This is a genomic window from Virgibacillus tibetensis (genome assembly GCF_036026595.1).
Lineage (GTDB): Bacteria > Bacillota > Bacilli > Bacillales > Amphibacillaceae > Virgibacillus_P > Virgibacillus_P tibetensis.
This window is the reverse complement of sequence record NZ_JARZFX010000001.1, coordinates 537,350-556,499: the sequence shown is the minus strand read 5'-3', so window position 1 is coordinate 556,499 and position 19,150 is coordinate 537,350. Positions and strand designations below refer to the sequence as shown.

Annotated in this window: 21 protein-coding genes; 1 reads left to right on the top strand and 20 read right to left on the bottom strand. The window is 36.8% G+C overall.

Annotation, left to right across the window (positions count from 1 at the left end; genetic code table 11):
* Positions 1–244: 244 nt before the first annotated feature.
* The 10 genes from dinG to QGM71_RS03090 form a co-directional block, all read right to left on the bottom strand.
* A complete protein-coding gene (dinG, locus tag QGM71_RS03135) occupies positions 245–3,049 on the bottom strand; it encodes an ATP-dependent DNA helicase DinG (RefSeq protein WP_327606051.1) in 2,805 nt (934 codons plus the stop codon).
* A 100-nt stretch (positions 3,050–3,149) separates the two neighbouring features.
* A complete protein-coding gene (gene panD / locus QGM71_RS03130; RefSeq protein WP_327606050.1) occupies positions 3,150–3,533 on the bottom strand; it encodes an aspartate 1-decarboxylase in 384 nt (127 codons plus the stop codon).
* A gap of 11 nt (positions 3,534–3,544) precedes the next feature.
* Positions 3,545–4,417 carry a pantoate--beta-alanine ligase gene (gene panC / locus QGM71_RS03125; RefSeq protein ID WP_327606049.1) on the bottom strand — a complete coding sequence of 291 codons (873 nt, stop codon included), beginning with the start codon at positions 4,415–4,417 and terminating at the stop codon, positions 3,545–3,547.
* Between the two features lie 8 nt (positions 4,418–4,425).
* Positions 4,426–5,256: a 3-methyl-2-oxobutanoate hydroxymethyltransferase gene (panB, locus tag QGM71_RS03120; protein WP_327606048.1), complete on the bottom strand. Its 831-nt coding sequence runs from the start codon at positions 5,254–5,256 to the stop codon at positions 4,426–4,428.
* Complete coding sequence (locus QGM71_RS03115) at positions 5,246–6,250, bottom strand: biotin--[acetyl-CoA-carboxylase] ligase (RefSeq protein WP_327606047.1); 1,005 nt, start codon at positions 6,248–6,250, stop codon at positions 5,246–5,248. The genes panB and QGM71_RS03115 overlap by 11 nt, the downstream gene beginning before the upstream one ends.
* Positions 6,226–7,428 (bottom strand): CCA tRNA nucleotidyltransferase, encoded by a 1,203-nt coding sequence (locus QGM71_RS03110; RefSeq protein WP_327606046.1) that lies wholly within the window; start codon positions 7,426–7,428, stop codon positions 6,226–6,228. The genes QGM71_RS03115 and QGM71_RS03110 overlap by 25 nt, the downstream gene beginning before the upstream one ends.
* A gap of 1 nt (position 7,429) precedes the next feature.
* Entirely contained in the window at positions 7,430–8,572 is a 1,143-nt protein-coding gene (gene bshA / locus QGM71_RS03105; RefSeq protein WP_327606045.1) for an N-acetyl-alpha-D-glucosaminyl L-malate synthase BshA, read from the bottom strand.
* Positions 8,569–8,991, bottom strand: coding sequence for a methylglyoxal synthase (gene mgsA, locus QGM71_RS03100; RefSeq protein ID WP_327606044.1), 423 nt, complete (start codon positions 8,989–8,991; stop codon positions 8,569–8,571). Before mgsA ends, bshA begins: the two co-directional genes overlap by 4 nt.
* Positions 8,992–9,002: 11 nt before the next feature.
* Positions 9,003–9,797, bottom strand: a complete 795-nt coding sequence (gene dapB, locus QGM71_RS03095) for a 4-hydroxy-tetrahydrodipicolinate reductase (protein ID WP_327606043.1) — start codon at positions 9,795–9,797, stop codon at positions 9,003–9,005.
* Positions 9,798–9,838: 41 nt separating this feature from the next.
* Positions 9,839–10,174, bottom strand: coding sequence for a nucleotide pyrophosphohydrolase (locus QGM71_RS03090; protein WP_327606399.1), 336 nt, complete (start codon positions 10,172–10,174; stop codon positions 9,839–9,841).
* A 208-nt stretch (positions 10,175–10,382) separates the two neighbouring features.
* Here QGM71_RS03090 and QGM71_RS03085 point away from each other — a divergent pair, with 208 nt between their 5' ends.
* Positions 10,383–11,252 (top strand): YitT family protein, encoded by an 870-nt coding sequence (locus tag QGM71_RS03085; protein ID WP_327606042.1) that lies wholly within the window; start codon positions 10,383–10,385, stop codon positions 11,250–11,252.
* 54 nt (positions 11,253–11,306) lie between these two features.
* Here the strand turns inward: QGM71_RS03085 and QGM71_RS03080 are convergent, their stop codons facing one another.
* The 10 genes from QGM71_RS03080 to aroA all read right to left on the bottom strand — a co-directional run bounded on the left by QGM71_RS03080 (position 11,307) and on the right by aroA (position 19,148).
* Positions 11,307–12,008, bottom strand: a complete 702-nt coding sequence (locus QGM71_RS03080; RefSeq protein ID WP_327606041.1) for a zinc metallopeptidase — start codon at positions 12,006–12,008, stop codon at positions 11,307–11,309.
* Positions 12,009–12,056: 48 nt separating this feature from the next.
* Entirely contained in the window at positions 12,057–12,335 is a 279-nt protein-coding gene (locus QGM71_RS03075) for a sporulation protein YpjB (protein ID WP_327606040.1), read from the bottom strand.
* Positions 12,336–12,413: 78 nt separating this feature from the next.
* Positions 12,414–12,986 carry a lipoprotein heptaprenylglyceryl N-acetyltransferase LhaT gene (gene lhaT / locus QGM71_RS03070; protein WP_327606039.1) on the bottom strand — a complete coding sequence of 191 codons (573 nt, stop codon included), beginning with the start codon at positions 12,984–12,986 and terminating at the stop codon, positions 12,414–12,416.
* 107 nt (positions 12,987–13,093) lie between these two features.
* Positions 13,094–13,870 carry a menaquinol-cytochrome c reductase cytochrome b/c subunit gene (locus tag QGM71_RS03065; protein ID WP_327606038.1) on the bottom strand — a complete coding sequence of 259 codons (777 nt, stop codon included), beginning with the start codon at positions 13,868–13,870 and terminating at the stop codon, positions 13,094–13,096.
* Between the two features lie 15 nt (positions 13,871–13,885).
* Positions 13,886–14,560: a menaquinol-cytochrome c reductase cytochrome b subunit gene (qcrB, locus tag QGM71_RS03060; RefSeq protein ID WP_327606037.1), complete on the bottom strand. Its 675-nt coding sequence runs from the start codon at positions 14,558–14,560 to the stop codon at positions 13,886–13,888.
* A gap of 6 nt (positions 14,561–14,566) precedes the next feature.
* A complete protein-coding gene (locus QGM71_RS03055; protein ID WP_327606036.1) occupies positions 14,567–15,079 on the bottom strand; it encodes a QcrA and Rieske domain-containing protein in 513 nt (170 codons plus the stop codon).
* Positions 15,080–15,241: 162 nt separating this feature from the next.
* Positions 15,242–15,700 (bottom strand): YpiF family protein, encoded by a 459-nt coding sequence (locus tag QGM71_RS03050; RefSeq protein ID WP_327606035.1) that lies wholly within the window; start codon positions 15,698–15,700, stop codon positions 15,242–15,244.
* Between the two features lie 97 nt (positions 15,701–15,797).
* Positions 15,798–16,373: a ReoY family proteolytic degradation factor gene (locus QGM71_RS03045; protein ID WP_327606034.1), complete on the bottom strand. Its 576-nt coding sequence runs from the start codon at positions 16,371–16,373 to the stop codon at positions 15,798–15,800.
* Between the two features lie 47 nt (positions 16,374–16,420).
* A complete protein-coding gene (locus QGM71_RS03040; RefSeq protein ID WP_327606033.1) occupies positions 16,421–17,683 on the bottom strand; it encodes a tetratricopeptide repeat protein in 1,263 nt (420 codons plus the stop codon).
* A gap of 175 nt (positions 17,684–17,858) precedes the next feature.
* Positions 17,859–19,148 carry a 3-phosphoshikimate 1-carboxyvinyltransferase gene (aroA, locus tag QGM71_RS03035; protein ID WP_327606032.1) on the bottom strand — a complete coding sequence of 430 codons (1,290 nt, stop codon included), beginning with the start codon at positions 19,146–19,148 and terminating at the stop codon, positions 17,859–17,861.
* Positions 19,149–19,150 lie beyond the last annotated feature (2 nt).

The window sequence follows — 19,150 nt, the reverse complement described above, 5'->3', positions numbered from 1 at the left end:
TTCTTGTTTTATCAAAATTTGCTACTTATAGTGTGCCTGCAGAATGCAGATACTATAGCTGACTTAAGTAAAGTAAAACATACCTATAGTATAAAGGATAACGGACGTAGGTCAAAATTTGTTTTACATTTATTTAATTCAACAAATACTTCATTCCCTACCATCCTTTACTACTGATGCATAATGAGATGCATCAGTAGTTTTTTTGCTATTCGACTAATTGGGTACTTAGCGGGATTCCATCTCAAAACCAGTTTTTTGCTATTTTCATCAGTTCATTTGTTGAAGCTGTATTTATCGGTACATCTGGTATGGACTTGGTAAAGTAATTACCATAGCGGGATTTTATAATTCGCGCGTCACATATAAAAACAATTCCCCGGTCATTTGTTGAGCGGATTAGTCTTCCGAAGCCCTGCTTAAACCTGATTACCGCATTTGGTAGTGATAATTCCATAAATGGGTTTTTCCCATTTTCTTTAATATAATTTGATTTAGCTTCATATATTGGATGATCCGGTGGCTGGAATGGAAGGCGTACAATCATTAAGCAAGATAAGTCATCACCCGGGATATCTACACCTTCCCAAAAAGAACTTGTTCCAAGTAAGATGGCTTGATCAAACGTTTGAAAGTTTTTCTTCAATCTGGTTCTACTACCACTGGAGATTCCTTGTGCTATTAATATATACGTTGATATATCCAGTGTTTCTCTCAATAAGTTATATGATTTTCTAAGCATGTCATAAGAAGTAAATAAGACAAGCATTCGGCCCTCAGTAATCTCCGCCAATGATAATATGGCCTCACAGGTTGCGTATATGAATTCATCCATATTTCCATATTTAATATCTGGAAAGTCATCCGGTATCAGCAGTTGTACTTGGTCCTTATATGAGAATGGTGAGTCGATTTTTTTTGTGATTAACCGGTCTGATGTAAGCCCGAGTCTATTTTGTATGAAAGAAAAAGAATTCTTCATTGTTAGTGTCGCACTCGTTAGAATGACAGTTTGTTTTTTTTCAAAAAAGTCACTGGCTAATAAGGTGGAAATATCCGTTGGTTCACTGTATAGATAGACTGCGTTCTTAGCTCCCTGAGTTTCTACTTCAATCCATTTAACTTTTGAAAGTGAATCTTCTTCTAAGAATAGTTGTTCCATACTGTCTATAAATGTTTGAAGAATTTGAATGTGGCCTCTCAAATCATCTTTATCAAACTTTTCAAGCACTTCTTTCTTTTCCAGATGCTGTTCCATTATAACAAGTATGTGAATTAAATCTTTCAAATAGAAAATTAAACGTGTCGCCATTTCATTAATTGTGTTCCATTTGGCCGAATTCTCTTTTTTATTTTCAAATCGATATTGTGTTCTTCCAATGTCACTCAAGGATTTACTTTTCTTGTTTTGATCAATCACGTACTGTGACAACATACGAAACAAATCATCAATTTCGTATTTCACTTTAACTAATACATTGTTCCACTCTTCAAGAGGCAACTTATCCTGATCAAAAGAAGAATACTTTCCCAATATCCTTCCCAACGACTTTATCTCGTCGGTAGTACCAATCTGGTTAAGGGTATACTGCATATTTATGTAGTCTAGTTTTAAACCATAATGTCTTGATGCAGTTTCCTCCAAATGATGTGCTTCATCAATAATAACTTTATCATATCCTGGAAGCAGTTGATATTCATTAAACATATCAGTACAAAGTAGAGCGTGATTCGTTATAATTATGTCAGCCTGCTGTGCTCTTTTTCGTGCTTTCTGATAATAAGACCTAGTAAACCATGGCGAATGCGGATCCACATTTCCTTCCGTATCCGTGGATATCTTTTTGTAATAAAAGTATCCGCTTGAAGGTAGCTGAATTTCATCAATATCACCTGTATCTGTTTCCGTTAACCATACCAATATCATAGCTTTCGTGAGTGTAATATCATAATTATCGTGTTGGTGAGATACTAGTTCTCTTTCGAATTTTTCAAGACTGATATAGTGACTTTTCCCTTTAAGTAAAGCGACTTCAAACGGGAATTCAACTAAATTTCTTATTAAAGGTATCTCTTCTTCTAAAAGCTGGGCTTGCAGCTGTGTAGTATAGGTGCTAATAACTAGTCTCTGCCCTGTTTTGACTGCCTCATATATAGCTGGGATCAAATAAGCAAGCGACTTACCTGTCCCTGTTTCAGCCTCTATTAAGGCATGCTTATGTATTTGAAATGAATCAAATATTATTTCAGACATTTCGCGCTGTCCCGTTCTCTTTTCATAATTACGCATTTTCCGGTGCATTGTGCCATTTACCTCAAAAATACGATCAAGATATTCCCCGTAAGATACTTCCAACGAATTACGATTTGTCTCCGCTTCTTTTATGTGTTTAAAAGCAAGACCTCTGTATACTTCTATTGCAGAATTTTCTACGGCAGAGAAAGCAAGTTCTTCTTGTCTGTTGTGTAGTAGTTCATATAGATCAGACTTCAACATTTTCTCTATGTTTAGTAAATGGCTAATGGTTTCATAAGGCAACGATGCTAACTTTTCTTTAAGTTTTAAAAATAGCTTTCCGGTTACCACTGCGTCTGATAATGCCCGGTGTGGATCATCATGGTATATGCCAAGGTATTCTGCTAATTGACCTAATTTATAGCTGGGAGCTTTAGGATATAATATACGTGCAAGTTCTACCGTGTCCAAAACAGAATTTGTCAATATATCGAAGCCATTATTAGCCAGTTCAGCATTTATGAAGCCCAAATCAAAGGGTACATTATGAGCAATTAAGTAGCTGTTATCAAACATATCAACAATTTCTCCTGCCTTTTCTTGAAAAGTAGGAGCATCCATCACATCTTTATTATAAATGCCAGTCAAATTAGATATAAAAGGCGGAATCTTTTTATTAGGATTAAGTAAGGTTGAATAATTATCAATTATTTTATTGTTTTCAATTACAACCATTCCAACTTCAATAATTTTATCATCTTTAAGTGCAGAATGACCAGTCGTTTCCAGATCGATTACGACATATTTATCCATACTACCACCTCCTTTTCAAAACCGTTCTCCAGGTATTCTATAGTATTAATAAAACTCTTATCTTTTATTTAGATAAGAGTTTTACATCTTTTATAAGTGCCTACATCACCGTTAATGGAGGTTCTTGTTCAATAAGCTGCTCAATTTCGTTATGCTCATTCATGATGGCAACTTTTGGTTTAAAGGATGCTAACTCTTCATTAGAAACTAGTGCATAGGAGACGATAATTACTGTGTCACCTTCTTGTACAAGTCTTGCGGCTGCTCCATTCAGACATACTACTCCTGAACCCTTTTCTCCAGGAATCACATATGTTTCCAGTCGAGCGCCATTATTATTATTAACAATTTGCACTTTTTCGTGAGGTAATATGTCAACCTTTTCTAGTATGGACTCATCTATAGTTACACTTCCAACATAATTTAAATTGGCTTCTGTTACTCGGGCACGATGAATTTTCGCTTTCATCATTGTGCGGTACATATGGCTTCCCCCTATTTTATACCTTCGATTAACTTACCACTCGCATCAAATAGAAGGTTATCGATTAGTCTTGTATGTTCGAACTGGACGGCAACAGCTACTATAACCTGCTGTTCTATGACTGATACAGGTGTTAAATGAGGATAGCTTAACAATTCGACATAATCTATCTTTCCACTTGTTCTCCTAGTGATCGTATCGGCAACCTCTTTAACAATAATAGCAGGATTTTTTTCTCCGTCAACAACTAATTGCCGTGCTTCTTTTAGAGATTTAAATATCCAGATTGCCTCATCTCGTTCAACAGAGCTCAAAAAGACATTTCGACTGCTTTTAGCCAGCCCATCAACCTCCCTAATGGTCGGCAGACCTATTAATTCTATTGGGAAATTTAAATTTCTAATCAATGCATCTACGACTGCAACTTGCTGTGCATCTTTCATGCCAAAGTATACTCTATTTGGCCTTGTCATATTAAATAATTTTGTGAGTACAGTTATCACTCCATCAAAATGACCAGGTCGTGATTTTCCGCATAAAACATTAACCCGGTCTGTTATTGACATAGATACCTGCATTGGTCTCGGATACATCTCTTCGACATCAGGTAAAAATAAGATGTCAACCCCGGCTTGTTCCGCAAGTAGTGTGTCATGCCTTTCATCTCTCGGGTAGCGATCATAATCCTCATGTGGACCAAATTGCAATGGGTTAACAAAGATACTCGTTATAACAATATCATTCTGCTGTCTTGCCTCTTTCATTAAGTGGGTATGCCCTTCATGAAAAAAACCCATCGTAGCTACAAAACCTATACGTTTGTTTTTTCGGACCCATTCATCTGATTTTTGTTGCATTAATTCTATTGAATAAATAACTTCCATTATAATCCCTACTTTAAGTTTGGTAAGATTTCTTTATCTTTACTAATAAATGAATGTTTGTCCAGTGGAAATAATTCCTCTTTCACTTCTGATATATATGCTTTTATTGCTGCTACACTTGTCTCATTAATATTTGCATAGGATTTAACAAACTTAGGTAGACGATCAACACCATATTCCAATATATCATGATAAACCAAAACCTGACCATCACAATTTATACCGGCGCCAATCCCGATTGTTGGGATTGCTATATGATTTGTAATAATTTCTGCCAGTTCTTTTGGAACACACTCGAGTACTACTGAAATTGCTCCACACTCAGCAACTTGTTTAGCTTCCTTAAGCAGTTTCTCGGCGGCAACTTTGTCTTTCCCTTGGACCTTATAACCACCTAGTACATTTACCGTTTGAGGAGTTAAACCCAAATGAGCAACAACTGGTATTCCTGCATCTGATAAACGTCTAATAAGGTGTAACGTTTCTTCTGTGGCTCCCTCCACCTTCAATGCTTGTGCATCCGTCTTTTGGAAAATTTCACGAGCATTAGTTAAAGACTCTTCAAGTGATACATGGTAAGACATAAAAGGCATATCTATGACAGTAAATGTATTTGGTGCACCTCGCTTAACAGCTCTTCCGTGGTGAATCATATCTTCAAGCGTAACTTGAACTGTAGAGGAATACCCCAATACAACCATACCGAGGGAATCACCCACTAATATCATTTCAATGCCAGCAGCCTCTGCTGATTTTGCAGACGGATAATCATAAGCAGTAATCATTGTTATTTTATCATTATTTTGTTTCATTTTATGTAGGTCTAATCTAGTCAACATTATTGTTATCTCCTTCCTTGAACCATTCAATTTCCGCAGAATATAATTTTTTCGGTTCTTCATCTTCGGCCTTTGTCACTAATGCTCCGTCTTCCGCAATTCCTATAAATGTTGCTTTCCATCGCTTACGTAATGTCTTGATTGCTATTTCTTCACCAACCTTAAAGCCATAGCCTTCCCATTTCTTTTTTATTTTCGGAAAGCCACCTTGAATATAGGTGTCATAGGTATCTTCAAATGTTAATAAAATTGATTGAATAATTTCTTTAATGGCTAACGTGTTATTCGTTTCTATTTTTAACGAAGTAGCTTTCGAGCGGATGTCTTCTGGTAAATCAGCCTTTTCATGATTGACATTGAGACCGATCCCAATTACCACATACTGTATCTGATCTTGTTCTGCCTGCATCTCCGTTAATATACCGGCGGTCTTTTTTCCGTTCAGCAATATGTCGTTTGGCCATTTAATTAGAGGCCTTAAGCCAGCATGTGTATTTAACACATCTGCTAATACGGTAGCAGCCAGTAAAGTCAATTGTGGTGCCAGGTAAGGCAGGATAGCAGGCCTTAGAATGATACTTATCCAAATTCCTTTATTTTTAGTTGAGTGCCACTCCCGGTTCATTCTTCCCTTGCCCTGTGTCTGCTCGTCTGCGATAATAACCGTTCCATGAGCCGCACCTTCCTGAGCTGCCTGATGTGCGATAATTTGCGTCGATGGTGTCGTTTGTTTATGTATGATCGTTTTACCTATCCAGTTTGAGTTAAGGCCCCACTGTATTGTATTTTCACTAAGTTTATCTGGAAATTTCAGTATGCGATAGCCTTTATTGGATTTCCCTTCTATTTGGTATCCATCCTTTTTCAGTTCCTTCATGTGTTTCCAAATAGCACTTCGTGAAATATTTAACTGGTCTGACATAACTTGTCCGGAAATATACGTATCTTTATTCGCTGCTAACAATTCAATTAATTTATTTCGGGTGGATTGCATTTTATCCACTCCTTTATGTTATAGTTATCGTTTTTTAAATTACCTGCTACTATTTCCTTTTCAATACTGGTTATTGTCTGCTGAAGCCAAGGTCCTCTCTTGGCATGTGGGTATAAGTCAATAAGGTCATTTCCCTTTATTACGATATCTGTTCTGGATGTAATAGGTAAATTATTCATCCTGCTTATCAATTCCTGCAGAGAAACCTGCTTTTTGAGAAAAAGCGTGTTAATTAAACGGATAAATCCTTGATAGTAAGCAGGAGATAATTGATAAACTAACCAATCATTTATTCCGTTTGACTTATAATGATTGCAGGCTTCAACTAATTGTAATGCCTCCTGTTTTATTTGATTGGAACATTTCCACTCTTTCACCCATTCCTTTACTGTCACAGTGGGTTCTAGCAGATGCAATAACGCAAGTACTTCACCAAGTGAATACAGCGGTTTCAGATGTGTTGGCAGGAGACTTATAATTTGCGGATATTTCGTAAATACGGGAATATGCTTGTATGCCTCCGTATCTTTTAAATAAGTAATACCATTGTTTACATACTTACCAGCAAAAAATTTGCCTAACTCCGTAGTAATACGCTCCACTGCCAGATTATTAATAGCTTCTTTTACCTTTTTCATATAAAATAAGGTTTCTTTATCGATCTGAAACCCTAACTCACTGGAAAAACGTAATGCACGTATGATTCGTAAAGGATCTTCTGTAAATCGGTCAAATCCATTTCCTACTGTGCGGATAAGTTTATGTTGCAGGTCTGCCCTTGAAGCAAATAAGTCAATTATAGCACCACTCTTATCCATCGCTAATGCGTTAATAGTAAAATCTCTTCTTTCCAGGTCTTTATCAAGTTGGTCAATAAATTCTACATGGTCTGGATGACGACTATCTGAATAGGTTCCGTCTATTCGAAAAGTAGTTACCTCATAAGATTCCTTTTTATAACGTACCACAACCGTACCATGTTCAATACCGACCGGGATTACTTTTTCAAAGATACGCTGAATTAAATCAGGGGTAGCCGAAGTTGCTATATCAATATCACCAATGGGACGTTTAAGTAAAAAATCACGAACACACCCACCAACAAAGAAAGCTTGATGGTGGTGTTGTTCGATTTCCCTTAATATTGCTGTAGCTGTCTGAAATGGTTCTGGCAACATACTAATCACCATTTTCGTTAAAGTTATCTACTACATTATCATATAATGTTATATATTGGTTAACTATTTCCTTTGAGTGAAAATACTTTTTCGCGTGGTGCAGCGCGTTTTGTGAAAGCCTTTCTAATTCTTCTTCATTTTGCAATAATTGAATAGCGTATTCTGCTGCACTCTCTGTATCTCCTAATTCAACAATAAAGCCTGTCTCACCATGATTAATCACTTCAGGAACTCCACCTACATTTGTGCCAATACATGGCACCTGACACGCCATAGCTTCCAATAAGACTAATCCAAAGCTTTCTTTTTCGGACAGCAGTAATTTTAAGTCGGATATGGATAATAAATCACTTATATTTTTTTGTTTACCTAAAAATAAAACATTGCTCTCCAATTTTAACTGTTTGACTAATTGAAAAGCAGCAGAAAACTCTGGTCCGTCACCTATTAAGATGAGTTTGCTTCGTACTCTTTTACTTACTTTATAAAATGTATAAATTATATCTTCTATTCGTTTCACTTTACGGAAGTTAGATATGTGAATAACCACTTTTTCATCTGGTTTAATACCGTACTGTTTTTTAATAGATGGAAGTTCCTTTTTATAATATTCTTTTTCATTTACAAAATTGTAAATAACGGAGATCTCTTTATTTACTTCCAGCATTTCAATTGTCTGATTAACTAAACTGTTGGAAACTGCAGTGACTGCATCAGACTTTTCTATTCCATATCTAATCATTTTTTTAAAAGTAGGGTCAAATCCCAACACAGTAATGTCCGTACCATGGAGTGTGGTAACAATTTTCACATTATGTTGTGCTATATCCCTGGCTAATATGGCGCAAATTGCATGGGGCATTGCGTAGTGCACATGAAGTATATCCAGCTCCTCCCGGTCTATTACCTCGGCCATTTTTGTTGCTAATGCAAGGTCGTAAGGAGGATACTGAAACACTGGGTAATGGGTTAATTCCACTTCGTGATAGAACACTTTTGGATGAATTTGATTTAAACGAAATGGAAGGCTTGATGTTATGAAATGGATTTCATGACCGCGTTCTGCTAAAAGCATCCCCAGTTCTGTAGCAATTACGCCTGATCCTCCAACTGTGGGATAGCATGTAATACCTATTTTCTTCATTTGTTAAGTTCCTCTTGCTTTTTTCGTTTCACAACATCTCTCCAATGAAGATCTCCACGGTCTAATCCGCGTATAAAGATTTCAGAGGCAGCCACGTTAGTTGCAAGAGGTATGTGATGCACGTCACACAAGCGCATTAAAGCATTAACATCAGGTTCATGTGGTTGCGCAGTTAATGGGTCTCTAATAAAAATTACCATGTCCATTTCATTTTCAGCAATTTTAGCACCTATTTGCTGATCACCACCAAGCGGGCCGGATAGAAATAACTGAACAGGGAGCTCAGTTGCTTCGGTTATCATTTTCCCTGTAGTACCTGTTGCAAATAGGTTATGTTGTTTTAATACATCCGAGTATGCAATGCTAAATTCTATAATATCCTGCTTTTTTTTATCATGTGCAATTAATGCAATATTCATAGGATCCCCCCTTACAAAATGTTTTCTAATCCATATACAAGTCCGTCCAATTCAATAACTGCTTCTATTGAAAGTTTAATACCCTCCATAAATGACTCCCGATTAATAGAATCATGTTTAATTGACAGCGTTTGGCCGGAAGCTCCAAAAATAACCTCCTGATGTGCAACGAGGCCCGGTAATCGGATACTGTGAATCTTCATTCCATCCACATCTGCACCGCGTGCTCCTGGTATAACTTCTTTTTCATCTGGATGACCCTGATGTTTCGGTTTTCTTGTCTCCCTGATTAGTTCTGCTGTTTTAATTGCGGACCCGGATGGCGCATCTAACTTATTATCATGGTGTTTTTCAATAATATCGACATCAGGAAAGTATTTAGCAGCCATTTGAGAAAACTTCATCATCAGAATCGCCCCAATAGCGAAGTTAGGTGCTATGATACATCCAATTTTCTTATCACTTGCTAGATTATGCAGCTCTTCAAGTTGTTCTTCGGTAAATCCTGTTGTACCTATTACTGGTCGAATGTCATAATGCATAGCAGCCTTCGTATGTTCATAAGCGAAGTCAGGAACAGTTAAGTCAACAAAAACATCCGCTTTCACATCATGAAAGCATTCCTCAAGATCCTGATAAATGGGTGTCTCCAAATTCGGGAACCCAGGAATATCTTTTAGTTGTTTTCCATTGTTTTTCCGATCTATACAAGCTACTAATTGAAAACGGGGCTCATTCATCACCATTTGTATAGCTTCGAATCCCATTTTACCACGTGGTCCAGCAATAATTACGTTAACACTCATTCTTGTTATGCCTCCTAATGCAATTAAAATCGCTTCTGTTTTTATTCTTTACGTGTCCAACGTTCTTTATCTCTCGTCTCAATTTTGTTAATTGCTATATCAAATGATTCGGAAAGGTCAATATCCAATGAATTAGCAAAGCAGGAGAGAACGAACAATATGTCTCCAAGCTCTTCTTCAACTGTTTTAACTTCTTCAGTCGCTTTCTTAGGCTTTTCTCCATGATAGTGATTAACCTCTCGAGCAAGCTCCCCAACCTCCTCGGTTAATCTGGCCATTAGACTTAATGGCGAAAAGTAGCCTTCTTTGTATTGTGAAATATAGTCATGTACTCGTTTTTGTATTTGATTTGTGGTATATATAGGTTTATTAATAATTAAAAAGCCCCTTTACTTTTTTATATTACTATCATGTTAGCTAATAGGCGCTATTTTGACAAATTATTTACTCTGAATACAAGAAAGATTATTTTGTTAAGTTGCTATAATGATTATACTTTATAAGTGTAAAAAAATTCTGTTCTTAAATTGATCAACGTAATTCGATTACACATGGGATAACAATAAAGCGGGAGGTTTAATACTAGTGCTTGGTTTAAAGTTTAAAAATATTATCTTTATCGTATTGGGTTCAGCTGTTTTTTCTTTTGGAATTGTACATTTTAACATGCAAAATAACTTAGGTGAAGGCGGGTTTACCGGCATTACACTGCTTTTTTATTTTTTATGGGGATGGGATCCAGCAATAACTAATATCCTGTTAAATATACCTGTTTTCTTTATTGGTTGGAAATTTCTTGGTCGTAATACATTTCTTTATACAATTATCGGAACAGTTGCTGTATCTATATTTTTGATTATTTTTCAAATCAAGCCATTTCCAACTTATCTGCAGTCAGATATGACGCTGGCAGCTCTCTTTGCAGGTGTTTTCATCGGTGTGGGACTGGGTATCATTTTCCGATACGGTGGAACTACGGGTGGTGTTGACATTATTGCAAGGCTAGTCCACAAATATGCGGGCTGGAGCATGGGGAAAACAATGTTCTTGTTTGATTTCGTAGTCATTGTAACTTCAGTTTTTGTTATTTTGGATCTGGTAGAAGGAATGTATACACTGGTAGCCGTGTATATTGGTGCGAGGGTAATCGATTTCATTCAGGAAGGAGCTTATTCGGCAAAAGGAGCAACTATTATTTCAAGCAGAAGTGATGAAATAGCTGAAAAAATCTTAAAAGACATGGATCGCGGCGTTACTGTACTTGACGGCAGAGGGAGCTTCTCAGGAGAGAAAAGAGACGTGCTATATTGTGTAGTAGCACGTAATGAGATTGTCCGATTGAAAAATATAATTAACAGCATTGACCCACATGCTTTTGTTGCAGTTAGTACGGTACATGATGTGGTAGGAGAAGGTTTTACACTTGATGAAAATAAAAATCCATTAAATGAGTGATACAAAAAGGGATGCCAGCAATACAATGCTGGCATCCCTTTAAATACTATTCTTCTAGTCTCTACTTGCTGCATAAATTAAAATAAATCTGACTAATTCAGCTACTGCGACTACTGTAGCTGCTACATAGGTCATAGCTGCAGCATTCAATACTTTTTTAGTTTCACGCTCTTCATTATTTCGTATTACACCTGATGACACAAGTTGTCCCATTGCTCTATTTGATGCATCAAATTCTACAGGTAAGGTTACTACCTGAAACAATACTGCTGCTGACATGAATACAATTCCAAGTAACAACAAGTTTGGCATCGTAAAGATTAAACCAGCAATTATGAAGAAGAAAGATATATTTGAACCAAAACTAGCTACTGGTACTAATGCACTTCTGAATTTAAGAAAGGCATATTCCTGGGCATCCTGAATAGCATGTCCTACTTCATGTGCTGCAATCGCCGAGGCAGCCATTGACTGTCCATGAAAATTACCGCTTGAAAGCCTGACTACTTTTTTACGTGGATCATAGTGATCCGTCAGCTTTCCTTTAGTTTCTTGAATTTGTACATCATGCATACCGTTGTCATCTAATATTTTCCTGGCTACCTGTGCCCCTGTCATATAGGAAGATGTTGCTTTTTTTGAGTATTTATTATACGTACTTTTAACTTTTGACTGTGCCCACATAGGTACAATCAACAAAAGAGCTATATATATTAAATATCCACCGAGTCCACCAAACAAACTGCATTCCTCCATTAAATTATTATAATCTTACTAAGGTCAATTTTAGTCAAAAAGTAGAATTCAGTCAACTAACTTATCTTTTTTTAATCTTTTTTTTTCTTCCCCTTTATATTTTCTCCAACTAACATAAGATAATGTAAAGGCGATACACCCACCTACAGTTGCCACTATCCACAAGAGCGATGTTTGCGATGACTTATCCTCTTTAGTTACGGAAGAATCGGAGGCAGCATAACTTGCTATGCTGCTAAACACATCATAACCAAGGAAAAATCTAATTCCCAGATAAGCTGCACCTAACAGGAGTAATGCAACACATACTTTACCTTTCTTACTCATAAAGATCACCCCGCATACATATACCTATTATTAATGTATGATGGAAGGTTATATTATATAACGGCGATCAATAAGTCTTTACGTAAGTTCTTTTTTTATAGTTAATTTATAGGCAATAAAAATAGATATAATACTCAACCAAAAAGTAAAATAACCTATTTCATTCATTTGTTTTGTTAAAGAGGAGTAAATTGGCATCATTTCAAAAACATAGTCTATAACATCGTTATGTAATGTCCAAATCGCGGCTACAACAATATGTCTAAGTTTTATTTTATAATATGGAGCATAAAGTAATCCTTGAATCGCCATTGCCCCGTGAGATGCCATCAACATATACCCCTGCCAGCTGAGTGAACCGTCAATTACTAATGTTAAAAGATTCATGACAACAGCCCACACACCATATTTAAATAAAGTTATTATTGCCAGAGCTTCTATGTATGGTATGTTTTTTCCGACTAGAAAGAACAATAAAAATACGGTGAAAAACAGGCTAGCTGTGGGGCTGTCCGGAACAAAAATCAGAAAGATATCAGGGGTAATCGCTAGTTGACTCTCATACCACATAAACCCATAGATGGTTCCGAATAAATTTATTAAAAATAAAGCAATTAGAAAGCGTTTATCAAGCAGTATGTACCTAATCATTTTATAATTTTTCCTTTCTTAACAGCGCATATGTGTATAGTAGGTATTAAGAAAAACACCTTCACCAATATAAATGGTAAAGGTGTTTATAGTGTATATTCATGTTATTATTCAGCTTCTTCATTTACTGTGTTGATAAAATCAACTAATTGCTCTAACTCTTCATCAGTACCCTGGAATTGATCGGCAGGCATTGTGCCAATACCTTCTACTGCAATAGTAGCAATCTCTTCAGCAGAATATTCCGTTCCAATTAAGGCCGGCCCTGCTGCGCCACCTTGTAGATCGGTTCCATGACATGACATACAGCTGTTTTCATATACTGCATATCCTGAATGGTCTTGATCAATTTCCACTTCAGCGGTTGGAATCGGTTTATTTGCTTCCGCCCGTGCTTCCCAGTCAACGTGAGCAGCTGATTCGTATGTTAACCACATTACAGCTGTCAAACCAAGCAACATCATACCAACAGCTATAGGTCTCTGATGTGGTCTGCGTCCTGGTCCATTGTCCAGGAATGGAGCTAGTAACAGGGCACCAAATGCAAGACCAGGTAATACTAAAATACCCATTATAGTCCATGGCCCACTCGCGAATTCATATTTCAATAATTCATACAAGAACAAGAAGTACCAATCTGGTAAAGGTATATAAGCTGCATCAGTTGGATCAGCCACACCTTCAAGAGGTGATGGATGAGCTAAAGTTAAGCTAAGAAATCCAACTAGAAATACAGCACCTACCAACCATTCTTTTAATAAAAAGTTGGGCCAAAAAGCTTCTGTTCTTCCAGGATATTCGGAATAATCTTTTGGTATATTTGGTTTCCTTTCAGCAGAGATTCGTGAATCCCCGACAAACTTCATACCTTTTCCCTTATGCACAGCTTTCCCTCCTTTTTATAATGGTCCAGAAATACCTTGTCTGCGAATTAAGATAAAGTGTGCTGCTAACAGGCCGAATAATGCAGCCGGCAAGAAAAACACGTGTATTGCAAAGAATCTTGTTAGTGTCTGTGCACCAACGATACCTGGATCCCCTGCTAATAATGTTTTAAGTTCCATACCAATAAATGGTACTTGTTCGGCAATCTCCAGTCCAACTTGTGTTGCGAAATAGGCTTTGTTATCCCACGGTAATAAATAACCAGTGAAACCTAGTCCGAGCATAACGAAGAAGATTAACACGCCCACGACCCAGTTAAGTTCACGTGGCTTTTTATAAGCCCCCTGGAAAAAGACACGCAACGTATGTAATAACAGCATTACGATAACTACACTGGCACCCCAATGGTGCATCCCGCGTACAATTTGACCGTGCGCTACTTCCGTCTGCAAGTAGTAAACAGACTTCCATGCATTTTCAATGTCTGGCACATAGTACATGGTTAAGAACATACCAGAAAGAATTTGAATTACAACTACAAAGAATGTTAAACCCCCAAAGCAATATACAAAAGCTGAGAAATGGTGGGCGGGATTAACATGTTCAGGTACTTCATGATCCGCGATATCGCGCCATATCGGCGTAATATCTATACGATCGTCTATCCAATCATATATTTTCTGTAACATAAATAATTACGCCTCCCCTTTTGGTCTTGCATCACCCAGGAATAACATGCCATCTCTAACTTCTTGCTCATAGACATCTAATGGAGCTAAAGGTGGTGTGCCTGGCACGTTTGTACCATCTTTATAATAGCGGCCATCATGACATGGACAGAAAAACTCGTTAGGATGCTGCTCACTGCCTTCCCATGATACAACACAACCTAAGTGTTTACATACTGGGGAAAAGGCTTGAATCTCGTCATTTTCGTCTTTAAACACCCATGCTGATTTGTTTACTTCAGATTCATACCAGCCATCTACCTGGTTAATCTTCCAATCAATACGCTGTGGCTCAGTTGTTATATCTTCGATGGCCAAACTGACATTTGCAAAATCACCTGCACCAGTATCTTTCAATACGGGGTCAACTGCCATTCGTAACATGGGTACTAGCATACCAGCTGCCATGAATCCACCTACGCCAGTAAGCGTATAATTCAAAAATTGTCTACGGGATACTTGCTGCTTCTTTTCGCTCATGATTTTCCCCCCTCTTTAAGTTAATCACGGACAAATACATTTTAATCAGATTACTAGGACATTACCATGATAGCGCAAACTGTTTGTCCGGTCAATAAATAATAATATTTGTTAACAATTTGTTTCATTAAATAACACAATTCTGTGCTATTGAAATGTTTATTACCAGTAGGATCTGATTAATTCACTGATCTGTGTTACTTGATCCCTAATGACTGCATGCATCTCTTTCGTTTGTAAATCCCCTGATTGTATACCTGGCAACCATAATAGGTTTCCATTTAATTCACGCTCATTTTTCTTCCAGGTAGAATCAAAAGTAACAAAAAAAACAAATTTGAAAGGCTGCTTCTGAATATCCTCAGCCCAACCGTTAATTCTTTCTGTTTCTAATTCCTTTGATGTTGATTTTATATAATTGTATGTAGGAGTTAACAAGACTCTGCCGGTTAATTCTTTTTCAATTTCATTTGAAAAAACGGATAATACTTCACTTTGAAAAGTGTTTTTTTCTAAATCTGTTTCGTTGGATAATTGAAAAGGCACCAAAGGAATTAGTGCGGTGTCAATATATTCTTTAGCTTGTATATATTGCTGAATGTCAGCTCTTTTCCATTTCATATACTTAAATCAGCCCTTCTAGTCTATTCTCCATCAAAATTAGGATAATATTATATTATTATCTGAATCATATCCTATTTGCACAAAAAAAATCAACCTATTGCTTCAGCAATTTAGGTTGAGTAGATTTATTCGATTCTAGTTTAAGAAGTTGTTCTACTAATTTACTGAATTCAGCTTGGTCCCTCTGATCTAATGCGCAATCAATTTCTGACAGCAGTGCCTTCTTTTTAAACTCATATAAAGAGCTTTCAAGTAATTGTTCAGCAATTTCCTGATCTTTCTTAGTAATAAAATACTCATCAGGCAGATAGGGGTTCTCTTCTAATACAGTTGCATAGAATGAGTTTTGATACGATTTTTTAAAATTGAGTTGTAAATATAATGGTTCATCATGGTTTAATCGTATATCGTGAAATGATTTCTCTGCATCTGTTGTAACCAATTGATTCTTATAAAAACGAAATGGTGTCTCTAGAGAACAATGACTTGTCATTATTATACCTCTTGGACAAAACTTGGCTTCTCTTACAAAATGTACGTTAACTAATAGTTCATTATGATTTACCAGATAGTTTAAAATCCAGACACTCTCACGTTTTTTTAACTGATAATGATTTAAAAACCATTGTATAAAACTCTTTTTGTCTTGTGTGGAAACAGGAGTTTGCATACGTCTACGAGACCTCCTTTTCATCCATTATTTATAATTCTATCATATCAGTGCTCATTTGACTGCTTTAAACGACTTAAGAATTCTTCTGATTCATCATCTGAAGGTTGTTGGATTAAATATGCTTCAAATACTGCTATTGCCTCCTTCGTCCTCCCTTCCTCTGTTAGAAAATAGCCAAATTCTTTCATGAAGTCACTGTCTTCGTTAAGGTTATTATATGCTGACTTATAGTGCTTTAATGCATTATCGAATGATTCTATTTTATTATATGCGCGTGCTAACTCCCATTCATAAAGTGAATCGTCTGCACCAAGTCCTTTTATCTCTGTGAGTAAACTTACTATCTCAGAATTGTTATCATTTGTTTTAAATAGCTCAATTAGAAATAGTATTGCCTCTTTATAATCGGGTTCTAACGCGATTGCCTCACGGATCCATTTCTCACTTTCATCATTTCTATCTAGATGATGTGCAAAGACTCCTGCCAGGAAGAATAATTCTTTATTAAATTCATCAAAATCCAATCCTTTTTTTGCCGTTTCATAAGCTTCTTGTAACAGGCCTTCTTCTTCATAGGCTTTGGCCAGTTGATAATAGACTGTATGGTAATAAGCATCAATTTCAATAACCTGCTCCCATGCTTTAATGGCAATATCCTTTCTGCCGGCCTGATATGCTGTGTATCCATATTTAAATAAGGTGTCAGGATGTTCATTTTCTGTGTTTTGGTAAAAGGTTAAAGCTAATTCGTAGTCTCCCGAAGCAGCATGAGCCTCTGCTAACCTGTCATTAATTGAGACATTTGCTACTTCATTGAATTCAGGGAGGGTTTTTTCGTAATACGTGATCGCCTTCCTGTATTCACCCACTGAGAAAAGTAATTCCCCTAAAGCAAAATCAATGATAGGCTCATTTGGCTGATGTTGTTTGGCCACAAGTAATTTCTGTTCAGCCACTTCAAACAAACCCTGTGCCTGGTATAAATCAGCTAACTGTATTAATGCCTGCACATATGCTGGATCATTCTCCTCAATATCATTTAATAAATTAATAGCTGATTCATCATTATCCAGTTCGATGTATATATCGGCAAGCGTCACTTTTAACTCACTTTCATTCGGATATCTCTGTAACAGCTCGTTTAATATCACTGCAGCTTCTTCGAGAAATCCCCACTGAATGTATAATTCAGCAATTGTAAATTTTTCTTCCTCATCAGCTATCGGCAAATAATTTTCCAATAGTTCGATTGCTTTTTCTGATTGATTACCTTCCATTAAATTAACTGCTTGCCTAATCGTCTCCATCATGAACTTCCTTTCTATACTGCACTTACCTTCCTATCATAAATCCCTATTCAACCTGCAATGATTTTTATCATATCGAAAAGTTTTACGATGTTCAAATAAAACAAAAGAATCCACTATTTGGTGGACTCTTCTTGCATGTTCGAAAAATACAGCGCTTGCTCACCTATTGTTCTCAACTCATTACATCGTGTAAATCCGCAAAGAATGTTGGATAGGATATTGAAATGCAATCTTTATCATCAAGAATCACTTCTTCTGTTGCAACTAAGGAGGAAATAGCAGCCATCATTGCGATCCGATGATCATTATAGGAAGATACTGCTCCTCCCTTTAAAGATGTTTTCCCATGTATTATCATGCCATCGTCAGTTGCTTCCACAGAAGCACCTAAAGTTGATAATACATCCACAACAGCAGCAATTCGATCTGTTTCTTTTACACGCAGTTCTTCTGCATTTCGAATAACTGTTGCCCCACTTGCTTGAGTGGCTAATAAGGCAATGATAGGAATTTCATCAATTAACCTTGGTATAATTTCACCTTCTATGGTGATACCATGAAGATTACTGTACTTTACATGTATATCACCAAACAACTCCCCGCTCAACGTTCTTTGGTTTGTAACTTGAATAGATGCTCCCATTTCTGTCAGTACATCTATAATTCCGGTTCGTGTTACATTTAGCCCAACATTTTTCAACGTTATAACACTATTTGGTACGATAGCTGCAGCTACCAAGAAGAAAGCAGCAGAAGAAATGTCGCCAGGAACATAGACATCCGTTGCACTAAGTTCTTTCTTGCTTGTAATAGTTGTATTGTTCTCATTCGATATAATATCTGCCCCAAAAGCTTGTAACATATTTTCCGTATGATCTCTTGTATTAGTTTTCTCTGTAACTTGTGTTTCTCCATCGGCGACCAGGCCAGCTAGAAGAATAGCAGATTTAACTTGTGCGCTTTTAACTGGCAATGTATAGTCAATTCCTTTTAAGTTTTCTCCCCGAATGGACAAAGGTAAATAACTGCCATGCCCCCTGCCATCAAAACTAGCCCCCATTAGTCTTAACGGATCTACAACTCGATCCATGGGGCGCTTGGACAAGGATTCGTCTCCGTAAACAGTTGTGAAAAATGGTAATCCGGCTAACAATCCAAGCATTAACCTTCCAGTAGTGCCTGAATTTCCGAAATATAAAGGTACTGTAGGCTCGTTTAAACCTGATATACCTCTACCTTCAATCAAAAGTGTTGAGTCACTTCTTTCGATAGAAACTCCCATTGCCTGGAACGCATGTACAGTGCGCATACAATCTTCCCCATCTAGAAAGTGAGTCACTTTTGTTGTTCCTTTGGCTAAAGATCCTAAAATTACCGCTCTGTGAGATATGGACTTGTCCCCTGGTACTTCAATTACTCCAGATAGCGGTTTTGAATTCGGTGTTAACTTTATTTCATTCACTT